The 21,360-nt window shown below is 68.7% G+C and carries 24 protein-coding genes; 15 read left to right on the plus strand and 9 right to left on the minus strand.

The features are described 5' to 3' along the window. Nucleotides 1–103 precede the first annotated feature (103 nt). On the minus strand, nt 104–790 hold the full coding sequence (npdG, locus tag CW348_RS00540) for an NADPH-dependent F420 reductase (RefSeq protein WP_287462339.1): 687 nt from the start codon (nt 788–790) through the stop codon (nt 104–106). Nucleotides 791–850: 60 nt separating this feature from the next. After that, nucleotides 851–1,075, minus strand: coding sequence for a hypothetical protein (locus CW348_RS00545; protein ID WP_011291416.1), 225 nt, complete (start codon nt 1,073–1,075; stop codon nt 851–853). A gap of 38 nt (nt 1,076–1,113) precedes the next feature. On the opposite strand from CW348_RS00545, the gene map reads away from it, so the two are divergent. The 5 genes from map (at nt 1,114) to CW348_RS00570 (ending at nt 5,362) form a co-directional block, all read left to right on the plus strand. Next, complete coding sequence (map, locus tag CW348_RS00550) at nt 1,114–1,965, plus strand: type I methionyl aminopeptidase (RefSeq protein ID WP_011291415.1); 852 nt, start codon at nt 1,114–1,116, stop codon at nt 1,963–1,965. Between the two features lie 678 nt (nt 1,966–2,643). Next, nucleotides 2,644–3,357 carry a metal-dependent hydrolase gene (locus tag CW348_RS00555; RefSeq protein ID WP_011291414.1) on the plus strand — a complete coding sequence of 238 codons (714 nt, stop codon included), beginning with the start codon at nt 2,644–2,646 and terminating at the stop codon, nt 3,355–3,357. 25 nt (nt 3,358–3,382) lie between these two features. Next, a complete protein-coding gene (locus CW348_RS00560) occupies nt 3,383–4,042 on the plus strand; it encodes an O-methyltransferase (protein ID WP_173668379.1) in 660 nt (219 codons plus the stop codon). Between the two features lie 79 nt (nt 4,043–4,121). After that, nucleotides 4,122–4,874 (plus strand): AAA family ATPase, encoded by a 753-nt coding sequence (locus tag CW348_RS00565; protein ID WP_011291412.1) that lies wholly within the window; start codon nt 4,122–4,124, stop codon nt 4,872–4,874. A gap of 77 nt (nt 4,875–4,951) precedes the next feature. Continuing rightward, on the plus strand, nt 4,952–5,362 hold the full coding sequence (locus CW348_RS00570; RefSeq protein WP_011291411.1) for a hypothetical protein: 411 nt from the start codon (nt 4,952–4,954) through the stop codon (nt 5,360–5,362). A 264-nt stretch (nt 5,363–5,626) separates the two neighbouring features. On the opposite strand, the gene CW348_RS00575 is transcribed toward CW348_RS00570, so the two are convergent. Further along, entirely contained in the window at nt 5,627–7,681 is a 2,055-nt protein-coding gene (locus CW348_RS00575; protein ID WP_016188432.1) for a cytochrome c oxidase assembly protein, read from the minus strand. 54 nt (nt 7,682–7,735) lie between these two features. Then, nucleotides 7,736–7,870 carry a hypothetical protein gene (locus tag CW348_RS00580; RefSeq protein WP_255266129.1) on the minus strand — a complete coding sequence of 45 codons (135 nt, stop codon included), beginning with the start codon at nt 7,868–7,870 and terminating at the stop codon, nt 7,736–7,738. Nucleotides 7,871–8,167: 297 nt separating this feature from the next. Here CW348_RS00580 and CW348_RS00585 point away from each other — a divergent pair, with 297 nt between their 5' ends. From CW348_RS00585 to CW348_RS00610, 6 genes are all read left to right on the plus strand, one after another. Then, a complete protein-coding gene (locus CW348_RS00585) occupies nt 8,168–9,463 on the plus strand; it encodes an amidohydrolase family protein (protein ID WP_258076885.1) in 1,296 nt (431 codons plus the stop codon). Nucleotides 9,464–9,576: 113 nt separating this feature from the next. Next, nucleotides 9,577–10,698 (plus strand): alanine dehydrogenase, encoded by a 1,122-nt coding sequence (gene ald / locus CW348_RS00590; RefSeq protein ID WP_011291408.1) that lies wholly within the window; start codon nt 9,577–9,579, stop codon nt 10,696–10,698. Between the two features lie 137 nt (nt 10,699–10,835). Continuing rightward, the gene (locus tag CW348_RS00595) at nt 10,836–11,966 is read left to right on the plus strand and encodes an enolase C-terminal domain-like protein (RefSeq protein WP_011291407.1); all 1,131 of its coding nucleotides are present in this window, start codon (nt 10,836–10,838) and stop codon (nt 11,964–11,966) included. Between the two features lie 405 nt (nt 11,967–12,371). Continuing rightward, a complete protein-coding gene (locus CW348_RS00600; RefSeq protein WP_011291406.1) occupies nt 12,372–12,743 on the plus strand; it encodes a hypothetical protein in 372 nt (123 codons plus the stop codon). Nucleotides 12,744–12,894: 151 nt separating this feature from the next. Then, nucleotides 12,895–13,350, plus strand: a complete 456-nt coding sequence (locus tag CW348_RS00605) for a MaoC family dehydratase (RefSeq protein WP_011291405.1) — start codon at nt 12,895–12,897, stop codon at nt 13,348–13,350. 294 nt (nt 13,351–13,644) lie between these two features. Continuing rightward, entirely contained in the window at nt 13,645–14,259 is a 615-nt protein-coding gene (locus CW348_RS00610; protein ID WP_011291404.1) for a superoxide dismutase, read from the plus strand. 81 nt (nt 14,260–14,340) lie between these two features. Here the strand turns inward: CW348_RS00610 and CW348_RS00615 are convergent, their stop codons facing one another. The 3 genes from CW348_RS00615 to CW348_RS00625 all read right to left on the minus strand — a co-directional run bounded on the left by CW348_RS00615 (nt 14,341) and on the right by CW348_RS00625 (nt 16,078). Then, complete coding sequence (locus CW348_RS00615) at nt 14,341–15,015, minus strand: HAD family hydrolase (RefSeq protein WP_227480831.1); 675 nt, start codon at nt 15,013–15,015, stop codon at nt 14,341–14,343. A gap of 31 nt (nt 15,016–15,046) precedes the next feature. Continuing rightward, entirely contained in the window at nt 15,047–15,709 is a 663-nt protein-coding gene (locus CW348_RS00620; RefSeq protein WP_104612899.1) for a DUF4126 domain-containing protein, read from the minus strand. Between the two features lie 114 nt (nt 15,710–15,823). Next, on the minus strand, nt 15,824–16,078 hold the full coding sequence (locus CW348_RS00625) for a DUF2630 family protein (protein WP_104612898.1): 255 nt from the start codon (nt 16,076–16,078) through the stop codon (nt 15,824–15,826). A gap of 517 nt (nt 16,079–16,595) precedes the next feature. Between CW348_RS00625 and CW348_RS00630 the strand changes: the two genes are divergently transcribed. The 3 genes from CW348_RS00630 (at nt 16,596) to CW348_RS00640 (ending at nt 17,542) form a co-directional block, all read left to right on the plus strand. After that, on the plus strand, nt 16,596–16,910 hold the full coding sequence (locus tag CW348_RS00630; protein WP_258076883.1) for a hypothetical protein: 315 nt from the start codon (nt 16,596–16,598) through the stop codon (nt 16,908–16,910). A 101-nt stretch (nt 16,911–17,011) separates the two neighbouring features. Further along, nucleotides 17,012–17,299, plus strand: coding sequence for a metal-sensitive transcriptional regulator (locus CW348_RS00635; protein ID WP_016188425.1), 288 nt, complete (start codon nt 17,012–17,014; stop codon nt 17,297–17,299). A 36-nt stretch (nt 17,300–17,335) separates the two neighbouring features. Next, a complete protein-coding gene (locus tag CW348_RS00640; protein ID WP_011291398.1) occupies nt 17,336–17,542 on the plus strand; it encodes a heavy-metal-associated domain-containing protein in 207 nt (68 codons plus the stop codon). A gap of 86 nt (nt 17,543–17,628) precedes the next feature. Here the strand turns inward: CW348_RS00640 and CW348_RS00645 are convergent, their stop codons facing one another. Further along, a complete protein-coding gene (locus CW348_RS00645) occupies nt 17,629–18,984 on the minus strand; it encodes an NAD(P)/FAD-dependent oxidoreductase (RefSeq protein WP_011291397.1) in 1,356 nt (451 codons plus the stop codon). 76 nt (nt 18,985–19,060) lie between these two features. Further along, a complete protein-coding gene (locus CW348_RS00650) occupies nt 19,061–19,633 on the minus strand; it encodes a TetR/AcrR family transcriptional regulator (RefSeq protein WP_011291396.1) in 573 nt (190 codons plus the stop codon). A 99-nt stretch (nt 19,634–19,732) separates the two neighbouring features. Between CW348_RS00650 and CW348_RS00655 the strand changes: the two genes are divergently transcribed. After that, a complete protein-coding gene (locus CW348_RS00655; RefSeq protein WP_104612897.1) occupies nt 19,733–21,358 on the plus strand; it encodes a carboxyl transferase domain-containing protein in 1,626 nt (541 codons plus the stop codon). The last annotated feature ends 2 nt before the right edge of the window (nt 21,359–21,360 follow it).

Here is a 21,360-nt window from a genome sequence, read left to right on the forward strand (position 1 = left end):
CGCGGGGGTGGTCAAAAAAGGGCGAGCTAACCGGGTAAAACCCCGGTGCCCCTGCCCTCGTGGGGCGGGCGGGACGGGGCCCCTGCCGTACAGGTTTTTTTTTTTAGATGTCGGTGATGCGGATCCCCGCGTGGGCTTTGTACCGGGGGTTAATCAAAACAGGGTGGGCGGTAACCCCCTCCACCTGGTGGGCGTTGCGCAGGCGCCCGCCGTAAACTCCCCGCACCCCGGGGATACGGGCCGCCAAAGCGCGCACAACATCGGTGGCTTCACGGTCGTCCCCGAGCACGAGCACGTCCAAATCCACCTTCTCGACCTCGGGGTCCAGCAAAAGCACGGCGGACACGTGGTGGAACGCGGCCACCACGCGGCTGTCCGGCAGGATCGCGGCAGCCTGCTCGGCAGCGCTCCCCTCCTCAACCGGCAGCGCATACGCGCCGCGCTTGTCGAAACCCAGCGGGTTCACACAGTCGACGACGATCTTGCCCGCCAGCACATCCTTCAACGACTCCAGCAGGGCACGGTGACCGTCCCACGGAACCGCCACGATCACCACGTCCCCGGCCTCGGCCGCGCCCGCGTTGTCCATGCCGCGGATCGGCAAGCCCTCGCCCAACTCGGCGGCAACCGCCTGGGCCCGCTCCGCGCTCCGCGAACCGAGAATCACCTCGTGCCCGGCCATCGCGAACCGGCGCGCCAAGCCGCGGCCCTGATCACCCGTGCCACCCAGCACGGCAATCGACAGGCCAGAGACGTCAGGAAGATCGTGCGGAGAACTCTTCGATGTCATAATCATGATCATGTCAACAGGGGTGTCGGCCGTGGTACACCGCCCCCTGTTTACCCACGGTCACCACTCGTTCCACTCGCGGTCCTCTTCCTCCCACTGCTCGTTGCGCTGGCGGGCCCGCTCCAACGCCGCCTCAGCGGACGCCCGGTCCGGGTACGGGCCGAGCCGGTCCTTCGTCGGACTGCCCGGGCCGCGCTCCACCTTCCCCGTCTTCAGCGAATACCACCACTTGTCCTCCCCGTCCTCCGGGGTGGGAAGGACATCCCGGCGCCGTTTACCGAACACGGACTTCTCCCGTCAGTCGCTGACTACACTCGTATTCCATGACTACCCCGCTGGTACCCGGGCGTATCTCGCCCCCACGAACGGTCCCGCCGTCCATCCCCCGGCCCGAATACGTCGGTAAGAAACATCCCGTCAAAGGGGTCGCTGGGGATGTGCAGACCCCGGAGACCATCGAAGCCATGCGGGTGGCCGGCCGGATCGCTGCGCAAGCACTCCAAGAAGTCGGCAAACACGTGAAGCCCGGCGTCACCACAGACGAACTCGACCGGATCGGCCACGAGTTCCTGTGCGACCACGGCGCCTACCCCAGCCCGCTCGGCTACAAGGGCTTCCCCAAGTCGCTGTGCACGTCCATCAACGAAGTCATCTGCCACGGCATCCCCGACGACACCGTCCTCCAGGACGGCGACATCATCAACATCGACGTCACCGCCTACATCCACGGGGTGCACGGCGACACCAACGCCACCTTCCTCGTCGGCGACGTCGACGAAGAATCCCGGCTGCTCGTGGAACGCACCCGCGAAGCCCTCATGCGCGGCATCCAAGCGTGCAAGCCGGGCCGGCAGATCAACGTCATCGGCCGGGTCATCGAGTCCTACGCCAAACGCTTCGGCTACGGCGTGGTGCGCGACTTCACCGGGCACGGTGTGGGGCCCGAATTCCACTCCGGGCTGATCATCCCCCACTACGACGACCCGAGCGCCGACACGGTCATGGTTCCCGGGATGACCTTCACCATCGAACCCATGATCACCCTGGGCACCATCGACTACGAAGTCTGGGACGACGGGTGGACCGCGGTCACCAAAGACCGCAAACGCACCGCCCAGTTCGAACACACCCTCGTCATCACCGACGACGGCGCAGAAATCCTCACCCTCCCCTGACACCCGGGCTGCCCGCGGGGCATGCCGGGACAGGAGGATGTCCTCAAGGCACTGGGAGAAGAAGTCGACGGCGGCAGACACCAGCGGCCGAGCCTGCCGCCGTGGCTTCCCCGCGTGCGTGGCGGCGGACGCCACCGCTTCCGCGCGGCTGCACCGGGAAGTATTCCCCGCGGCACAGGCTGATAAGCCCGCTGAGCGGGGGCGCGCCCGACCACTCCCCTACCCGCACACCAGGCGGAACCGGGCCGTCCGCGCACGCAAAGGCCGCCCGTGCTCCGATGACACCTCGACATGATCCCCACGAGCATGCCGAACGCACCGAAGCCGAGGTGCACCGCGGACCGGCCACGGCGACCACGTCCAGCTCTGGGAACCGACAAGCCGATTCCCGACGGCCTAGCCGGAACGGGCGGCTACCCAAAGCATATGTCGAACCACGCGGAATTGCCCCGCCGTTCCACCCGCCCCCGGTGCCCGGCATTATCCGGGAAAAACGCGTTTTCGCTGCACAAACAGGAGGAGAAAACAGCCCGCGTGCGGGACGGTGGCCGTATCCGGCCATTGACCAGGGCTTCTGCCGCCTATCATTGAGCTGAATCTCACACCGGGTCGTCGTGCCGGTACGCTTCCCAACCCCCGACTCGCCAAAAACCGTTCCGAACCGCTACCGTTCCGCCCATGATGGGGCACTCTCACGCGCTGAGCGGCGTGGTTGGATGGATGGCTGTCGTCCCCCTGCTCAACAAGGTGGACGTTCTCGGCATCAACTTCGAACTCGGATCCGGGGAAATCATCGCGGGCGGGCTCGTCTGCGCGGGCGCCGCGCTCATCCCCGACCTCGACCACAAGAGCGCAACCATCACCAAAACCTACGGGGTGTTCACCGAAACCCTCGGCGCGTTCTTCAACTGGGCGTTCGGCGGGCACCGCAACGGCACCCATTCGCTGCTGTTCGCGCTACTCCTCGGCGGATTCGCGCAACTCCTCGTCCTCTGGTCCGAACTCGCCGCCCAAATATTCGTCTTCCTGCTCATCGGGATCGCGTTCAACGGGCTCGGCTACGGCATGGAGAAAAACCGGGTCGCCGCCGAATTCATCAACGCGCTCGCCACCGCGGGAATCACACTCGCCCTCTACAGTTCGGGCGTCGACTATTCATGGCTCGGCCTGGCCGTGGCCTACGGGTGCCTCCTGCACTACCTGGGAGACATTGCCACCCAGATGGGGGTGCCGCTGCTGTGGCCGTTCTGGAAATACCGGTTCGGGCAGAACATCGGCTTCAAAACCGACGGGCCCGTGGAACGCAAAGTCATCACCCCCATGCTCACCATCTCCATCGTGCTCATGTCCATCTACCTGTTCCCGTGGAAAGAACTCATCCCCGACCTGTGACCCCCTCGTCTCCTAGGCTGGGCCTGTGACACGCACCTCAGAAAACCTCAGTCCGGAACTGCACGCCTACCTGGTCGCGCACAGCACCCCCGTCGACGAAGTGCTGACCGACCTGGCCGCGGAAACCGAACGGCTCTTCCCCGACCACGTCGGCATGCAGATCGCCCCCGAACAAGGACTGTTCCTCACCCTGCTCACCCAGCTCATCGGGGCACGCAACATCGTCGAAGTCGGCACCTTCACCGGGTATTCGTCGATCTGCCTGGCCCGCGGCCTCCCCGACGACGGCACCCTGCTCGCCTGCGACGTCAGCGAAGAATGGACCGCGGTGGCGCGCCGCTACTGGCAGCGGGCCGGGGTCGCCGACCGGATCGACCTGCGGCTCGCCCCCGCCCTCGACACGCTGCGCGCCCTCCCCGAAGAACCCCAGTTCGACCTGGCGTTCATCGACGCCGACAAAGAGTCCTACATCGCCTACTGGGAAGAACTCGTGCCGCGGGTGCGGCCCGGCGGGGTGCTGCTCGCCGACAACGTGTTCTCGCACAGCCGGGTCCTCGACCCCGCGCAGACCGCGGCCCGCGTGCAAGCCATCCGCGACTTCAACGTGCACGCCCGCGACGACACGCGGGTCGACCTGGTCATCCTCCCCATCGGCGACGGCCTCACCCTGGCGCGGCGCAGATAGCCCCCGCGCACCAGGGCGGCAGGGCGGGGCGCGGCCCCGCCCTTACCGTCCCTTTACCCGCGGTGGAGACGTCCCCAGTGTGATCGCCTCCCCAACCCACCCCACCTCCGCCTGCTTCCACGACGCCTTCGTGCTCCGCTATCCGCGGCACAGCCTGCTGCTCGTCGGCGGGCTTCCCGGCGCGGGGAAAAGCACCCTGCTGGCCCGCCTCTACGGGCTGTCCGGGCGGGAAACCGCACCCGTGCGCACCCGGGACGGGGTGTGGGTCCTCGACTCGCTGCACGCCCGCAACCGGCTCACCCCCTATCTGCGGGCCGTCCCCTACCCGCTGTGGCGATGGGCCACCCACCTGCTGCACTACGTGCGGGTCTTCGCCGCCCTGCGGCGCCGCGCCCCCGTCGTCGTCCACGAAACCGGTACGCGCCGGACTGTGCGCCGCCTGCTCGCGCTGTACTGCCGGATCACCGGCGCGGAACTCCACCTGCTGTTCGTGGACGCTACCCCCGCGGAAGCGCGGCGCGGCCAAGACATGCGCGGCCGCCGCGTCAGCGAACGCAGCTTTCGCACCCACCAGCGCCGGTGGCTGGCGCTGCGCCGCGCCATAGCGCGTGACCCGCAGCAGGCCGTGCCCGAAGCACGGTCCCTCGTCCTCGTGACCCGGGGCGAAGCCGCGTGCCTCCACCGGATCGACTTCACCGGCCGGGCTGCTTCCAGGGTGGTGCCCGCGGCGCGTCCCGTCCCCGTACCACGCACCCCGCCGCGGAAGACCCCGGTTGCGGTGCCGCGGGCGATCCCACCCCCGCCGGAGGCCCGCCGCAGCCCGGGGGCATAATCCCGTCGGGGCCGAAAGTTATCCACAGCGGTGTCGGCCCCGGGAGAGATCCGGTCCAAGAGTGGGACAATCATGCAATGACTTCGCTGCTCACCACCATCGCGATCTTCGGCCTCGGCGGGGCCGTACTCAACGTTGCGCTGCAAGGACTGCTGCTCACCCTCATCGGCCGTTCCACCAAAACCGGGCCGCGTCTCGTCTCCGGGATCGCCATCGCCCTGCTGCTTCTCGCCTTGCCCACCCTGGCCGCGGGCCGTCTGCTGAGCACTGTGCCCCAGGCCGGGTTCGCGTCCGCGTTCACCGTGGCGCTGTGCACGGCCCTGCTCATCCTCGGTTCCACGCTCGTCTTCTCCACGATTGCGGCGCGGCGCGCCACCCAAGCCAAAGCGCTCCCGCAACTGTCCGGGCCCACCCTCTACGTGGGCGGGCTCGCCACCTGTGTCCTCGTCGGCGTCCTCGGCGCCGTCACCGCACTCCTCCTCGTCTAACCCGGGCTCCCGCACCGCCCGGGCTCACCGGCACGTCCGAGAAAACGGCCTGAGGCGTCCTGAGCGGCACCGGGCGCGGCAACCCTGGGTGAGGGGGTGGGTCCGCGCTGTTGCGCCGCCAGGCGCGCCCCTCGCCGTCGCAGCACTCCGCCCGCATCCGGTGTCCCCGCCGGATGCGGGGACACGCACACACCAAGGGGGCCGCCCTGCGGGCGGCCCCCTTCGCCTGTCTGCCCGTTTACGCAGGCCCGCGGCCCGCCCCTCCTAGGGTTGCGGTTCCTGTTCCGGCTGCTCCGGTCCCGGCTGGCCCTGCTGCTGGCTGGTCCGGCGGTGCAGCGACGCCAGGTAGGCGTTGTACGCGTCCAAGTCGGCGTCCTCCGAACCGCCGCGCTGGCTGTGCCGCTCGCGGCGGCGCTCCGTGCGCTCCTCGTCCCGCGCCCACTGCACCACCAGCGCGATCAGCACCAGCATCGTCGGGATCTCGCCGAGCGCCCACGCCACGCCGCCGCCCGCGTACTGGTCGTCAGCGAGGCTGTCCCGCCACGGCACCTCGAACTGGCCGTAGTACTCCATGCCGAGCGGCTCGGACTTCATCATGATCGCCACGCCGAAGAACGCGTGGAAGCCCATCGCCACCAGCAGCAGCACGATCCGCAGCAGGAACGGGATCTTCCGCGGCGCCGGGTCCACCCCGATGATGATCCAGTAGAACAGGAAACCCGACAGCAGGAAGTGCACGTTCATGAACACGTGCCCCAAGTGGTCCTGCATCAGGGTGCCGAACAGCGGCGTGAAATACAGCGCGTAGATGCTGATGACGAACATGGGGGTGGCGAACCCGGGGTGCGTCACCAGGCGCGCATACCAGCCGTGCAGGAACGCGGTGAGCCACTCCCGCGGGCCGCGGTCCCCCCGCTGCTTCGCCGGGCGCAGCGCGCGCAGCGCCAGCGTGGCCGGGGCGCCCAGCACCAGCAGGATCGGCACCAGCATCGACAGCACCATGTGCTGCACCATGTGCATGCTGAACAGCACATACGAGTAGGTGCCCACACCGGTGAGCAAGGCGATGCCCAGCACCAGCAGGCCCGCGAACCACGCGGCGGTGCGCCCCCACGGCCAGGAGTCGCCGCGGCGCTGCAACCGGATCACCCCGGCCGCATACAAGCCGCCCAGCACCACGATGACCAGGATGAAGAACAAGTCGGGGCGCCACTCGGTGAGCAGGGTCCGCAAGCTCATCGGCGGCGGCATGGAAAACCCAGTGAGGTTGCGGAACGCGTCCGTGGCCCGGTTGAGGTCCGGGGGCGGGGCGGTGCGGCTCAACGCGGCCGCCAACCCCATCGCCGCCGCCATCACCACGACTTCCACGCCCGCGAACCGCAGGAACAGACGGCGGCCCGAATCCTCGGTGATCTGAGGGACCGTGCGGGTGCGGTGCACCCAGCCCAGCGCACCCAAGATGACGAAGACCGCCACCTTGGCGAGCATCACCTGGCCGTAGGCGGTGGTGAACAGGCTCGCCACGCTCGTCAGCCGGCTTGCCGCGCTCGCCAGTCCGCTCAGCGCCACACCGATCCACGCCCACAGCGCCATCGTGCTGAACCGCTGCACCGCGGTCGGCACGTGCTCGCCGCTGCCGCGCATCGCGTGGAAGAACAAGGCGGCCAGCCCGCCCACCCACAAGGCGACCGACGCCACATGCAGCGACAAGCCGACGATCGCCATCTCATGGCTGCCCGCGGAAGAAGCGTGCCCGGTCAGCGGGGGCGGCAGCATGCCGACCAGCACCAGCAGGCTGAGCAGTGCCGCGCCCGTGGCGGTCACCACCACGCGGCCGATCAGTGCGGCGCCCAGCGCGCCCAGGATCGTCAACAGCAGCCCGATCCCCTGCGGGACCGAACTCGCGTAGCTGGTGATCTCGTTGCCGACGATCTCCGCGACCGGGCGGCCCAAAATGTCGGAGAGTTGGAACACCAGCGTGGCTGCGGCCGCGCCCGCCCACACCAGGGCGGCCCACGAGGCGGCGCGCACATAGCCTTGCGCCTGCTCGCCCAGCTCGCCGTTGCGCGCAACCGGCAGCAGGAACACGGCGAGCACGATCAGGCCGAACGTCAGCGCGGCGGAGACGTCCATCACCGTCTTCGCGACCGGCAACCCCCAGCGGGTCAGCATTCCCGGATCCGGCAGCCCCGGCGTGATCTGGGGGTATCCGGCTCCGCCCAGCAGCATGGCGAGCACCAGCGCGATCAGGCAGACCGCTGCGGAAGCCGCAGCGACCAGCACGAGGGTCTCGCCCGCGGCGAGCGCGTTCGTTCTCACACGTTGATTACTGGGGGAAGCCACGCCCACGCTCCGTCGTCACTTGCTCTGTCCTCACGTCTTGCGGTGGTGGATGACCGCGGCGGCGATTCCCGCACCGACCACGATTCCGAGTGCTCCCCACAGCCACGGAACAACAATTTCGGCCGCGTCACCAAAAATCCAGGCCATCACCTTCAGTGCGGACACCACCCTTGCCGACAAGCCTAAACGAAGTACTACACGCCGTCGTTATCCACCCGCATAAGTACCGTATGTGTCGGTATCGCCACTTTCAGAATCCATTACGGACCGTAGAAACTCAACTTCAGTATGGCGAAAAGCCCCCGCGACAGCCGATTGGTGGAGACAATGGCCATGAGCGGCACCTGGCCGGAGCCCTGCTGGAGGGGGGCGGGGCATCCGGCCACGCCGCCACCCGACGTCCACGCCGGGCCGCGGCACCGGCGTGGGCGGCTGTCGGCGACAACCACACAAGGGGGCCAAGTGCGCCAATACGATCTCGTCATCCGATCCCGACGCGCAGTCACTCCCACGAGTGTGGGTCCCGCAGCGGTCGCCGTCGCCGACGGGCGCATCGCTGCCGTCGCCGACTACTTCGACGACCTACCCAGCCGGAAAGAAGTCGACCTCGGTGAGACCGCACTCCTGCCCGGCATGGTGGACGTCGACGCTGCCGTGCAAGCCCCCGGCCAACTGCTGTCGCAAGGGTATGCCCGCACGACCCGGGCAGCCGCGGCCGGGGGCATCACCACCCTCGTCGTCGCCCCCGCTCCCGCCCAGCCCGCCATCACCTCCACCGAAGCGCTCCGCGCCCACCTGCACGCCTCAGCCAGCAACAGCGCCACCCACGTCGCCTTCCTCGGCGGGATCACGCCGCGCAGCAGCTCCGCGGAACTCGCCGACCTGCGCGCCAACGGGGTCATCGGCTTCGCCTGCTCCCTGTCCGACGAACTCATGGGCCTGCCCGCCCTCGACGACATCCACCTCAGCAAGAGCATGGCGGAAGTCGCCGCCATGGACGTGCCCATCGTCGTCCACGCCGAAGACGCCAACGAACTCGGCACCGTCGTCGGCCCCGGCAACAGTGCGCTGCTTGCCGCGCGGCCGCCGCGCGCCGAACGGCGCGGCCTGGAACGGGTGCTCGCCGCGGCCCGCTCCAGCGGGGCCCGCGTCCACATCTCCCCGTTCGTCGCCGCGGAATGCGCGGCCATCCTCGCCGCGGCCCGGGACATCGGCATCCCCGTCAGCGCCCAAACCTGCCCGCACTACCTGTGCCTGCCCGCCGAGCACGTACCCGACACCGACCCCTCCTACCGGTGCCGTCCCCCGCTGCGGTCCGACGCCAACCGCCAGGCACTGTGGAACGCCCTCCTGCACGGGGCGGAATCCTTCGGGGACGTCATCGTCGACTCGGTCGGCTCCGGGAACCGGCCGGGAACCGGGATTTCCGCGATCCGCTGGACCCTGCCCGCACTGTGGACCGCAGCCCAGAAACGCGGCTGCGGCCTCGCCGAACTCACCCAGTGGACCGCGCAACGCCCCGCCGAGCTGATGGGACTCGCCACCAAAGGGCGCATCCAAGTCGGCTACGACGCTGACCTGGTCGCTTTCGAACCGGACACCTTCCAACGGGTGCCCGCATCCGACGGAGGGCCCTACCGGGGGAGGAGGCTGCAAGGCCGAGTGACCGGTACGTGGCTGTGCGGTATCCCGGTACCTTCAGACGCGGACAACGACCCCTCGCCGCGTGGTGGTCCCCTGCTGTCCGCCTATCGCTAAGGGCACCGCGGAAGTCTCACGGCGCGGCGGCGACCCCGGTCGTCGTCCCCACAAGTGGGACGCGCCACCGGGATCGGTAGGGGAACACATCTGCTCGACACCGAGGAGGAACCGTGCGCGTCGGCGTGCCCCGTGAAATCAAAGACCATGAATACCGAGTAGCTATCACCCCGGCCGGCGTCCAGGAGCTCGTCCGGCACGGCCACGACGTCCTCATCGAACGCGACGCCGGTGTCGGCTCGGCCATCAGCAACGCCGAATACGCGGCCGCGGGCGCCCGCATCATCGACAGCGCCGACGAAGTGTGGGGAGCGGCCGACCTCGTCCTCAAAGTCAAAGAACCCGTCCCCGAGGAATACCACCGGCTCCGCCCCGGCCAAGTGCTCTTCGCCTACCTGCACCTGGCGGCGTCCCGGGACTGCACCGAAGCCCTCCTCAAGCACGGAGTCACCGCGATCGCCTACGAAACCGTGCAGCTTCCCGACGGGTCCCTGCCCTTGTTGGCGCCCATGTCGGAGATCGCGGGACGGCTCGCCCCCCAAGTCGGCGCGACCGCCTTGCAGCGCTCCAACGGCGGCCGCGGCGTCCTGCTCGGCGGAGTGCCCGGTGTGGGGCCCGCCAAAGTCATGGTGCTCGGCGCGGGTGTCTCCGGCATGAACGCCGCCCAAGTCGCGGCGGGCATGGGCGCGGAAGTCACCCTGCTCGACATCGACATCGCCAAACTGCGCCGGGCGGACGCCGTGTTCCAAGGCCGGGTGCGGACGCTGGCGTCCACCGCCTACGAGATTGAACGGACCGCCCTGGAATCCGACCTCATCATCGGAGCAGTGCTCATCCCCGGCGCGAAAGCCCCCACTCTGATCAGCAGCGACCTGGTCGCCCAGATGAAACCCGGCACCGTGCTCGTCGACATCGCCGTCGACCAAGGCGGCTGCTTCGCCGACTCGCGGCCCACCACCCACTCCGACCCCACGTACCCGGTGCACAACACGGTGTTCTACTGCGTGTCGAACATGCCCGGCGCGGTGCCCACCACGGCCACGCAGGCGCTGACCAAAGACACGCTGCGCTACGCGCTGGCCCTGGCGAACAAAGGCTGGCGGGACGCGCTCGCCGACGACCCGGCGCTCGCCGCAGGCCTCAACACGTTCGCGGGAGAACTCACCAACGAGGCCGTGGCCCAAGCCCACGGGATGGCGGCGCGCACCGTCACCGAAGTCGTGGCCGCGGGATAGCCCCTGCCCCGCGGCACCGTCTTTCCGTCACCCCGCCGTTCCTCTAGTGGTCGGGCCGGTAGAACAGATACCGTCAATGGTGCAGGACAGCGGCCAGACACCCGGCCGTGACCCGGTATGTGGGAGGCGACAGGTCAGTGTCACGCACGGAGCCGACGACCCTTACCCGTGTGGCGGCCGTGGAAATCCGACTCGTCCGACTGGCGTTGACGCGGCCCCGGCCGCAGCGGTCCCCCGGCGAGTCCGACCGCTTCGTGCGGCACATCCTGGTCCGGGTGCGGGACGACACCGGGGCGAGCGGTTGGGGAGAGATTCCGCGCGCCGACCGCGACCTGTGGGATGCCCTGGTGGACGAGTACGCCCCCGCTCTCGTGGGGCACCGCTGGCAGCGTCCCACTGAGGCTGCAGCCGCTTGGCAGCCCCTTGCTCCCCGGCCTGCCGTGGCTGCCGCGTTGGACACTGCCTGCTGGGACTTGTGGAGCCGGCAGCGCGGCATTCCGCTCGCGCACGCGCTCGGCGGGGTGCGCACCGCAGTCACCGCCGGAGTCACCCTGGGACCGCAGCCCTCCCTCGAACTCCTGGTCCAGGAAGTGAACCGGCAGGTCGGTGCGGGATACAAGCGGGTGCGGCTGCACATCCGCCCCGGCTGGGACGTGGAGGCGGTGCGTGCCGTCCGGGAGGCGTACCCGTCGCTTGTGCTGCAAGTCGACGGAGGCGGCCGCTACACCGAAAGCCCGGAGCACTTGGACGCGTTGCGCTCCCTCGACGACTACGGCCTGCTCGCGATCGAACAGCCCTTCCCTGCCGGGGACCTGGCCGCGCACGCCCGGTTGAACCGCAGCCTGCGCACCCCGGTGGCGCTGGACGACTCGGTGGACTCCCTGGAACGGTTGGACGAGGCGATCCGCATGGAAGCAGCGTCCGCGCTGAACCTGCGGATCGTCCGCATGGGCGGGATCACCCAGGCCCGGCGGGCCCACGACCGGGCCGTGGACGCGGGATGGCAGGTGTGGTGCGGCTCCGACCAGGAATCGGGGTTGGGCAGGGCCGCGGTCGTCGCCCTGGCCACCCTCCCCGGCACCACCCTGCCGTGCGAGATGCCGCCTGCCGGGGAACGGTTCGTGCCTGACCTGGTCTCCCCCACGGTGCGCTCCCACGACGGGGTGGTGGCGGTGCCGCTCACCCAGCCGGGGCTCGGCCACGAAGTGGACCAGCGGACCGTGGACACGTTGACGGTGCGTTCGGCGTCGGTGGGCTCCCTCGCCTGAGCGGGTGCCCGCCCCGCCGGGCCGTGACCGAAACCCTGCGGCGCAGGCCCAGCCACGCCGCGGACAGCAGCGGGCCGCTCTCCGCGGCACACCCTGTTGATCCTGGTGGGAAACTGCGGCGCGGGCGTTGGTCGCGGCAGGACCAGAAAAAGATTACGGACATTACGCAATCCGGTTCTCCCCCGTGGGCTGCGTGGCCGGTTGAGGCCACTGTCCAGTAGCTTTCCCGCTGGACAACGCGAGGCTGTGGAAAACCGCCCCAATCCCCTGGCGGGCGTCTGATGATGAGATCTTTATGAATGCTCTTGTGCCGAGAGCCGCGCTGCTGCACTTTCGTGGTGGCGTCACTGCCCGCACACCCCGTGGGTGACAGCCACACCCACGCATCCACGGAAAGGAAGATCGGTGGCTCTGTACGAGGTGCACGCCCGCAAATGGGAGAACGGCTGGGAGCTCCAGGTCGCCGATGTGGGGGTCACCTGGTCGCCCTCCTTGGTCGAAGCCTCCGCACGAGCCAAGGAGTTCGTCTGCGCCCAGCTCTCTTTGGACGAGCGCACCGTCCACATCGACTTGCAGCCCCAGGTGAACAAGGATCTCGACCAGCTCGCAGTAGAGGCGCGGCGGGCGGTGCACATGGCTGACGAAGCCACCCGCATCGCCACGGTCAAAGTGCGGGAGATCGTGCAGGGCCTCACCGAGGCGGGCCTGTCCCTGCCCGACATCGCCCAATACCTGGAAGTGCCCCAGCGCCGCCTGGAAGAGCTGCTCTACGGCTAGGCTGCGGGGCCCGCGGCACCCTCCGCCCCGCAAGCGGGGAGCGTCCGGCCCGTCCCCGTTCGCGGGGCGGTACTGTAATCCCCAAGCCATACCAACCAGTCGGTTCCTCGTGGTGGGGTGCCGACCGGACTGAGAAAGGGGCGCAGCACGCATGCGGGAATTCGCCGACATCCACGCGCTCGCCGCCGCGCAAGGCAGCCACCTGGGACACAGCCCGTGGCACACCGTCACCCAAGACCAGATCAACACCTTCGCCGACGCCACCGGCGACCACCAGTGGATCCACGTCGACGTGGAACGCGCCGCTGCCGGACCGTTCGGCAGCACCATCGCCCACGGCTTCCTCACCCTGTCCCTGCTGCCCATGTTCGCCTGGCAGATCTACCGGCTGCAGAAATCCCCTGCCATGGCCATCAACTACGGGCTCAACAAAGTCCGCTTCCTCCAACCGGTGCGGGTGGGCTCCCGCATCCGCGACAGCCTCGAACTCGCCGAAGCCAAAGAAACCCCCAAAGGCATCCTGCTCACCATGCGGCACGAGGTCGAAATCGACGGGGAAGACCGGCCCGCGCTCGTCGCCGAAGCGCTCAGCCTCGTCGTCCCCTAGCCAGGCCCCGGGGGTGGCCGCACCCCTGCGGCCGCCCCCGGCGACCACGGGGATACACTCCCCGGGCCGCCGCCTGGCCGCAACCGGACAGCCGTCCGGAAAAGCCAGCTCAACGCGGGCGTACGCATGAGGAAAACCGCAGCGGGTAGCGAAGGGCGAAGGCGGGTCGCAACCGTCGAAAACCCCTGTGGCAGAGGCGATACCGAACAGAACTCCCGTGGGCTGATAGTTTTCTGTTCAGCGAGCTTTCGCAGGGGTCAACTGTCAGATCTCTAGAGATTGAAAGGTGCGTAGATGTCCGCGCCGTACACGCTTCCTGAACTGCCCTACGACTACTCCGCTCTGGAGCCGTGGATCTCGGGCGAGATCATGGAGCTGCACCACGACAAGCACCACGCCGCCTACGTCAAGGGCGCCAACGACGCTCTGGAGCAGCTGGCGGAGGCCCGGGAGAAGGGCGACCTGAGCAAGGTCAACCTGCTGCAGAAGAACCTCGCCTTCAACCTGGCCGGCCACGTCAACCACACCGTGTTCTGGCCGAACCTGTCGCCGGACGGCGGCGACAAGCCGGAAGGCGAGCTCGGCGCTGCCATCGACGACGCCTTCGGATCCTTCGACGCCTTCCGCGCCCACTTCAGTGCCGCCGCCACCGGCATCCAGGGCTCGGGCTGGGCGATCCTCGCCTGGGACATCCTCGGCCAGCGGCTCATCATCGAGCAGCTCTACGACCACCAGGGCAACCTGGCTGCCGGCTCCTACCCGCTGCTCATGCTCGACATGTGGGAGCACGCCTTCTACCTGCAGTACAAGAACGTCAAGGCCGACTACGTGAAGGCGTTCTGGAACGTGGTGAACTGGGCCGACGTGGCCAAGCGGTTCGAGGACGCCCGCAAGGTCGCCCTCGGCTGACCCCAGTCGGTTCCACGTCGCCACACATGCTGCGGGGCGGCGCCCACCACGGGTGCCGCCCCGTTGCCATGCTCGCCCGCCTCAGCCGTGCACGAGCTGCACCGCCTCGGTGAGCGAATCAGCAACCGGGTGCCCGGTGGCTTCCAGCCGTTCCCTACTCATCAGCCCCGTGGCCACCAGAACCGCTTTGGCGCCCACCATGCGGGCCGCGTGCGCGTCATCGTCGATATCCCCGATGAGCACCACCGTGGCCGGGTCGATGCCCTGGGCGTCCAAGTGGGCAGCCAGGTGCTCGGCCTTCGAATCGGCGTCGGTGGTCCGCTGCCGCCCGTCCACCCGGGTGAAGTGCGACACCAGGCCGAACTCGGTGATCACCGGAACCAGGTGGTCGTGGGCGGCCATGGACAGCAGCGACTGCGTACCGCCCGCGCGACGCCACTGGTGCAACGTGTCCACCGCACCGTCAGCGAGCCGGCAGGACGGCAGGAGCCGCTGATAGTAGCTGTTGTAGGCGGCGTCCAGCCGCTGCCATTCCTCATCGCTCAGCGGACGGCCCAACAGCTCCTCGTAGAACGGGACCAGAGGGCGGCGGAAGATCTTCCGCCAGTCCTCCAACGTCATCGGCGGCACGCCGAACATCTCGCACACGTGGTTGGCCGCGGCGAGATTGGCGTGATTGTCGTCGAGAAGCGTGCCGTTCCAGTCCCAGACGATGTGTCGGATACCGTTGCGCACACTCAGGGATTGCTCTACCACACCTGTACTCTAAGCTTCCGCTGTCACCGGGCTAGGCGTGCGGCTGCTGCGCCTCCGGCCACTGCTGGTGGTCCTGCTGCGTCGCCTTCTCCGCCTTCTTCTGCTTGCGCCGACGGCGCAACCGCACCAGCAGCCAGATCCCGAGCCCGGCCGTGGCCACGACTGCGATGACGACCAGGACCGGCAGCAGCACGGCGAGGATCGCCATCGCCACACTGGCGGCGTCCTCCATCGTGCTGAGCACCGGCGCGCCGACTCCGACGCTGAGCATGTTGACCAGCAGACGGATCGCGGCCTTCATCAAATGGAAGAAGAGGGCGATCGCCGCACCGACAACCGCCAGCCACACGCTGACGTCTCCCCCGACACTGGCCGCAGCCGCATCACCCGCGACCTCGGGCTCCCCCAGTACCGCGCTTCCGCTCGCACCGAAGACAATGCCGCCGGAAGTGGGGCGCACCACGGTCTGGATGATGTCGTTGATGTGGTCCAACGCGGGGATCTTGTCCGCGCACAGTTCAACAATCAGCAGGACAGCCAGAATTCCCAGTGCCCACGGGCTTTCCAGCCACTGCCAGGAAGGACCAAGCGACAGTAGATCGGTGTAGCGGGAAAGCAGCCCCGCCACCAGGAGAGGAACGTAAGCGTTCAGGCCGGCCGACGATGACAGGCCAATTCCGGTCAGTATTTCCACTCGCGGTGCCTTTTCTTCCGTCGCCTCGCGAGGAGACGTAAGGGGATCTTTCAGCCGATGAGACGCGGATTACTTTGCTGAGGTTTTCCCCGTACACCGCGAATTCCATGAAGATTACTGTTGGTACTCTTCGACCTGGGAAATAGAGCGCGGGCGCGCTTCGTCGGGATTTTCGCCGAACTCCTCTTTCGCCCGCCGTTGGCGCAGCAGATCCCAGCACTGGTCCAACGCGCGCTCCACCTGTTTGATCCGCTCGTACTCGGCGGCGCTCAACCGGTGCCCCGACTGCTGCCGCAGCGCACGCTCCTCGGTGACCAGCTCCCCGATCTGCCGGATGAGCTCCTCTTCACGAGTGTGCTGTCCGTTCATGCCCCCATGCTCAGCCCGTGCGCTCCGGCATACAAGCCCACCACGCCACGTTTTGCAGGTCATTGACGGTATGCGGAGGTATGCCCGGAACGCCGGATTGACTGCGGCGGGCGGGGGAACACCCACTGTCGACGCCGGACACACCTGTATCGTCCGGCACCCCCTGATCGCTGTTCTCTGGGAGCCCCATGACGATCTACGCTGACCGTCCCCTGCGCCGTGCCCTGCAACTCGGCGGCGACCTGCTCGCGCTCGCCTGGATCGCGCTCGGAGTGTGGACTGCGGTCGCGCTGCACCGGGCCCTGGCGGCGCTCGCCCGCCCCGGCGTCCTCCTCCACGACGCGGGCGACGGCCTCGCCAGCCACATGGCCAGCGCAGCCGAAGCAGCGCGGAACGTGCCGTTCGTCGGCGACGACCTGGCCGCGCCCCTGGCCGGCTGGAAGCGACCGGGGACGACCTCAGCGCCGCCGGAACAGGACTCCAGCAGACCGCGGCGGAATTCGCCCTGCTCACCGCGGTGGCTGTCGCGGTGCTGGCGGTCGCGGTCGCGCTCGGCGCCTGGCTGCCCGTCCGGCTCCGCTGGATCCGGCAGGCCAGCCAGGCCCGGCAGCTCACCCGGCTTCCCGGCGAGGCCGGGACCCGCCTGCTCGCGCTGCGCGCCCTGACCGCCGCGCCCGTGCCCGCGCTGTGCCGCCTCCACGACGACCCGGCGGAGGCGTGGCGCTCCGGAGACGAGCGGGTCGTGGCGGAACTCGCCGCCCTCGAGCTGCGCCGCCTCGGCCTGCACCCGGCCCGCCCGGCTCCCAGCGACCGCGACAACCAGCAGCAATGAGCCGGGAAGCCTGGGCTCCCGGTCCGTCCGCCCCACCCCGGAAATACCCGTGGGGGGTATCATTGTTCGAGGAAGCGACCAGTCGACAGGAGAACACCGCGATGGCCGCCTACGGCTACCACGACAACAAGCGGCAGCACCTCAACCGGCTCCGCCGGATCGAAGGACAAGTACGCGGCCTCCAGCGGATGGTCGAGGACGACGCCTACTGCATCGACATCCTCACCCAGACCTCCGCGGTAACGAAGGCGCTCCAATCCTTTGCCCTGTCGCTCCTCGAGGAGCACCTCCACCACTGCGTGGCCAACGCCCTCGCCAACGGCGGCAGCGAAGCCGAAACGAAGGTCCGCGAAGCGTCCGAAGCGATCGCCCGACTGGTCCGCTCCTGACCGTTTGTGGACACCGACCAAGAGACGAGGGTCACCATGGCCAGTACCACCATCACCGTCACCGGCATGACCTGCGGGCACTGCGTGAGCTCGGTGAAGGAAGAAATCAGCGAACTGCCCGGGGTGACCGACGTGCGGGTGGACCTGGAGAGCGGGCGGGTCGAAATCGACAGCACGGCCCCGCTCAGCGACGAGCAGATCCGCGCCGCGGTAGCGGAAGCAGGCTACGAAGTCGTCGCCTGACCCCGGCCCGCTCCGGTACGGCGGCCGCAGCACCCGGCACCGCACACCCGAGTGCCCCGCCGTACCGGACCACGGCAGTGGGGCGGCTATCCGCCCACGGCCAGCCCCACCCGCTCCTTGGCCTGCTCGGGTTTGAGGTAGCGGGAGTACTCCTCCACGTCCACCAGCGTCTCCACGCTGCGGTTGAGGAACCCCAGGCGGGACACGTCGCAGCCCAGCAGCGCCTGGATCAGCCAGTTGGCGGCCACCCGCATCCGGGCCGGTCCCGACGGCAGCGAATACAAGTGGTAGGCCCGGGTCAACGCCAAGGCCGCGGTCCCGTTGAACTCCACCCCGAAGGGGCGGGCCACCGCGTCCCGGCCGCTCAAATCCACGAGCAGGCCGCGGTCCCGGTAGTAGTAGTGCTTCGTCGACCGGCCCAGCAGCGAAGCAATCACGTTGTCGGCCGCCACCGGCCCCTGGGTGGACGCGTGCTGGGCGGTAGGCGGGCACAGCGCCCCGTCCTCGCCCTTGCTCAAATCGGGGACGGCGGCGGAATCACCGATCCCGAAAATCTCCGGATGCCCGGGCACCGACAAGTCCGCGCCCACCGAGAGCTTCCCGCGTTCCGTGGGCAGCCCGGTCGCCGCGATCAGCGGGCTCGGCGCAGTGCCCGCCGTCCAGATCAACGTGCGGCACGGCAGCACCCGGTCGTCGGTCAACGTCACCTTGTCCTCGGTCACCTCGCGGACCGACACCCCCAGCGACACTTCGATCCCGCGCTGGCGCAGCAGCTCCATCGTCTTCTGCCCCAGATGCTCGCCCAGCTCCGGCATCAAGCGGGGGGCGATGTCCACTACGTGCCACTGGATGTGCGGGCGCAGCTTCGGATACTGCTTGCACGCTGCCTCGCACAGCAGCTCCAAGGACGCCGCGGTCTCCACCCCTGTGTAGCCGCCGCCCACCACGATGAACGTGCACCGCTCGTCGCGCTCCGCCGGGTCGTCGCTGGCGTTCGCCAACTCCAGCTGGGCCAGCACGTGGTCGCGCAAGTACACCGCCTCGGCCAGGTTCTTGTTGCCGCGGGCGTGCTCGATCAGCCCGGGGATGTTGAACGTCCGGGTCACGCTGCCGGGCGCCAGAATCAGCCGGTCGTAGCGCTCATAGGAGTACTCGCCGGAGATCTTGCGGACCACCACCGTGTTCCGGTCCGTGTCCAAGCCGACGGCGATCCCCGGAATGATGTGGGTGCGGTGCAGTTGCCGGTGCAGAGAGACAGCGATCGACTGCGGGGTCAGCAGGCCGGACGCCACTTGGGGCAGCAGCGGCTGGTAGAGCATGTAGTCGTTGGGTGCGACGAGTACGATCTCGGCCTTGCCTTCTGGAATCCTCTGTTCGAGTCGGCGCAGCGCGGTCAGACCCGCAAAACCCGCGCCGACCACGACGATGCGCGGCCGTGCCATCGTCGGACCTCCCCTGTCAGGCGTCTGCTCGCCCTTCCCGCTGCCCGTGGACTAGGGCGCCAAACACGCCCGCGGACTACTTCCCCGCGGCGAGCAGTGCCGTGCGGGCCATCGTGAACAGCAGCTCGGCCAGATGGTCCCGGTCCAGTTCCCCCGCGCTGTGCGGGGTCGAGTTGAGCAGGCCGAACGTGGCGTGCACCGCGGTGCGCAGCACCGGCGTGGGGGTGGTGGGACGCACCGCGGCCAGGACGTCCACCCACTGTTCCAGGTAGGCGCGCTGGAGGCGGCGGATCTTCCGGCGCGGCTCTTCGGGCACGTGCAGCAGTTCCCGGTCGTGCACCGTGATGAGCGCCGGTTCGGCCAGTGCGAAAGCGATATGGCCGCGGAGCAGCGCATCCAACGCGTCGTTCGGATCCGGGTGGGCGGCCACGTGCTCGGTGCCCTGGCGCAGCAGCCGTTCGCTGATGTCGAGCAGCACCTCCGCCAGCAGCGCTTCCTTGCCGGGGAAATGGCGGTAGAGCGCGGGACCGGTCGTGCCGACAGCGCGTCCCAAGTCCTCGATGGACACGCTGCGAAAACCACGGGCGGCGAACAGCTCAGCGGCCGCACGCAGGATCGCTGCCCGACGGTCTCCCCCGCGGGTACGCACGCGTGACCTCCCGAATGGTCCCCAAATCCTGGACGCCAATGTTAGCAAGTATTAACATCGGTCCTGTTAATGCTCATTAACATCGGAGGGGGAGGAACCATGAGCGGGACGGCCACACTCACCTCCGCTATCGACCCGACCAGCCCCGCCTTCCACGCCAACGCCGAAACCAACCGCGCCCTCGCCGCGGAACTCCGCCGCCGCCTGGCCGACGCGGCCCGCGGCGGGCCCCCGCACGCCCGCGAACGCCACAAAGCCCGCGGCAAACTCCTCGCCCGCGAACGGATCGACGCCCTCCTCGACCCGGGCACGCCCTTCCTCGAACTCTCCCCGCTCGCCGCCCACGGCATGTACGGCCCCGACGGGAACGACGCACCCGCCGCAGGGATCATCACCGGCATCGGACGCGTCTCCGGACGCGAAACCGTCATCGTCGCCAACGACGCCACCGTCAAAGGCGGCAGCTACTATCCGATGACCGTCAAAAAACACCTCCGCGCCCAAGAAGTCGCCCTGCACAACCACCTGCCGTGCATCTACCTCGTCGACTCCGGCGGCGCGTTCCTGCCCATGCAGGACGAAGTCTTCCCCGACCGCGACCACTTCGGCCGCATCTTCTACAACCAGGCCACCATGTCGCAGCGCGGCATCCCGCAGATCGCCGCGGTCCTCGGCTCCTGCACTGCCGGCGGCGCCTACGTGCCCGCCATGAGCGACGAAGCCGTCATCGTCCGCAACCAAGGCACCATCTTCCTCGGCGGGCCCCCGCTCGTGAAAGCCGCCACCGGCGAAGTCGTCACCGCGGAAGAACTCGGCGGCGGCGACGTCCACGCCCGCGTCTCCGGAGTCGTCGACCACATCGCCGACGACGACGCACACGCCCTCGCCATCGTCCGCCGCATCGTCGCCACCCTCGGCCCGCGGCCCGCACCCGCCTGGGACGTGCGCGAACCCCGGCCCCCCGCAGCCGACCCCGCGGAACTGTACGGCATCATCCCCACCGACACCCGCACCCCCTACGACGTGCGGGAAGTCATCGCACGGCTCGTCGACGCCAGCGAATTCACCGAATTCAAAGCCGACTACGGGCCCACCCTCGTCACCGGGTTCGCGCACCTGCACGGCCACCCCGTCGGCATCATCGCCAACAACGGCATCCTGTTCTCCGAATCCGCGCTCAAAGGCGCCCACTTCATCGAACTGTGCGACCGGCGCGCCGTCCCCCTCGTCTTCCTGCAGAACATCTCCGGGTTCATGGTGGGCCGCGACTACGAAGCCGGCGGCATCGCCAAACACGGCGCGAAAATGGTCACCGCCGTCGCCTGCGCCCGCGTCCCCAAATTCACCGTCATCATCGGCGGCTCCTTCGGCGCCGGAAACTACAGCATGTGCGGGCGCGCCTACTCGCCGCGCTTCCTGTGGATGTGGCCGAACGCCCGCATCTCCGTCATGGGCGGGGAACAAGCCGCCTCCGTGCTCGCCACCGTACGCCGCGACCAGAAAGCCGCACGCGGCGAAGACTGGTCCGCTGAAGAGGAAGAAGCGTTCAAAGCCCCCATCCGGGCGCGCTACGAAGAGCAAGGCAACCCCTACTACTCCACGGCGCGCCTGTGGGACGACGGCGTCATCGACCCCGTCGACACCCGCACCGTCCTCGCCCTCGCCCTCTCCGCCGCCCGCCACGCCCCGCTCGACCCGGTGGGCTACGGCGTCTTCCGCATGTAGCC

This window comes from Thermobifida sp. (assembly GCF_017577275.1).
In the GTDB taxonomy this organism is placed as follows: domain Bacteria; phylum Actinomycetota; class Actinomycetes; order Streptosporangiales; family Streptosporangiaceae; genus Thermobifida; species Thermobifida fusca.

Bases quoted from the DNA above. Each gene is read 5' to 3' on its own strand.
- CW348_RS00640 (WP_011291398.1), top strand. From the start codon at position 17,336: ATGGCCAGTACCACCATCACCGTCACCGGCATGACCTGCGGGCACTGC.
- CW348_RS00655 (WP_104612897.1), top strand. From the start codon at position 19,733: ATGAGCGGGACGGCCACACTCACCTCCGCTATCGACCCGACCAGCCCC.
- CW348_RS00605 (WP_011291405.1), top strand. From the start codon at position 12,895: ATGCGGGAATTCGCCGACATCCACGCGCTCGCCGCCGCGCAAGGCAGC.
- npdG (WP_287462339.1), bottom strand. From the start codon at position 790: ATGACATCGAAGAGTTCTCCGCACGATCTTCCTGACGTCTCTGGCCTG.
- CW348_RS00625 (WP_104612898.1), bottom strand. From the start codon at position 16,078: ATGAACGGACAGCACACTCGTGAAGAGGAGCTCATCCGGCAGATCGGG.
- CW348_RS00610 (WP_011291404.1), top strand. From the start codon at position 13,645: ATGTCCGCGCCGTACACGCTTCCTGAACTGCCCTACGACTACTCCGCT.
- CW348_RS00635 (WP_016188425.1), top strand. From the start codon at position 17,012: ATGGCCGCCTACGGCTACCACGACAACAAGCGGCAGCACCTCAACCGG.
- map (WP_011291415.1), top strand. From the start codon at position 1,114: ATGACTACCCCGCTGGTACCCGGGCGTATCTCGCCCCCACGAACGGTC.
- CW348_RS00570 (WP_011291411.1), top strand. From the start codon at position 4,952: ATGACTTCGCTGCTCACCACCATCGCGATCTTCGGCCTCGGCGGGGCC.
- CW348_RS00555 (WP_011291414.1), top strand. From the start codon at position 2,644: ATGATGGGGCACTCTCACGCGCTGAGCGGCGTGGTTGGATGGATGGCT.
- CW348_RS00645 (WP_011291397.1), bottom strand. From the start codon at position 18,984: ATGGCACGGCCGCGCATCGTCGTGGTCGGCGCGGGTTTTGCGGGTCTG.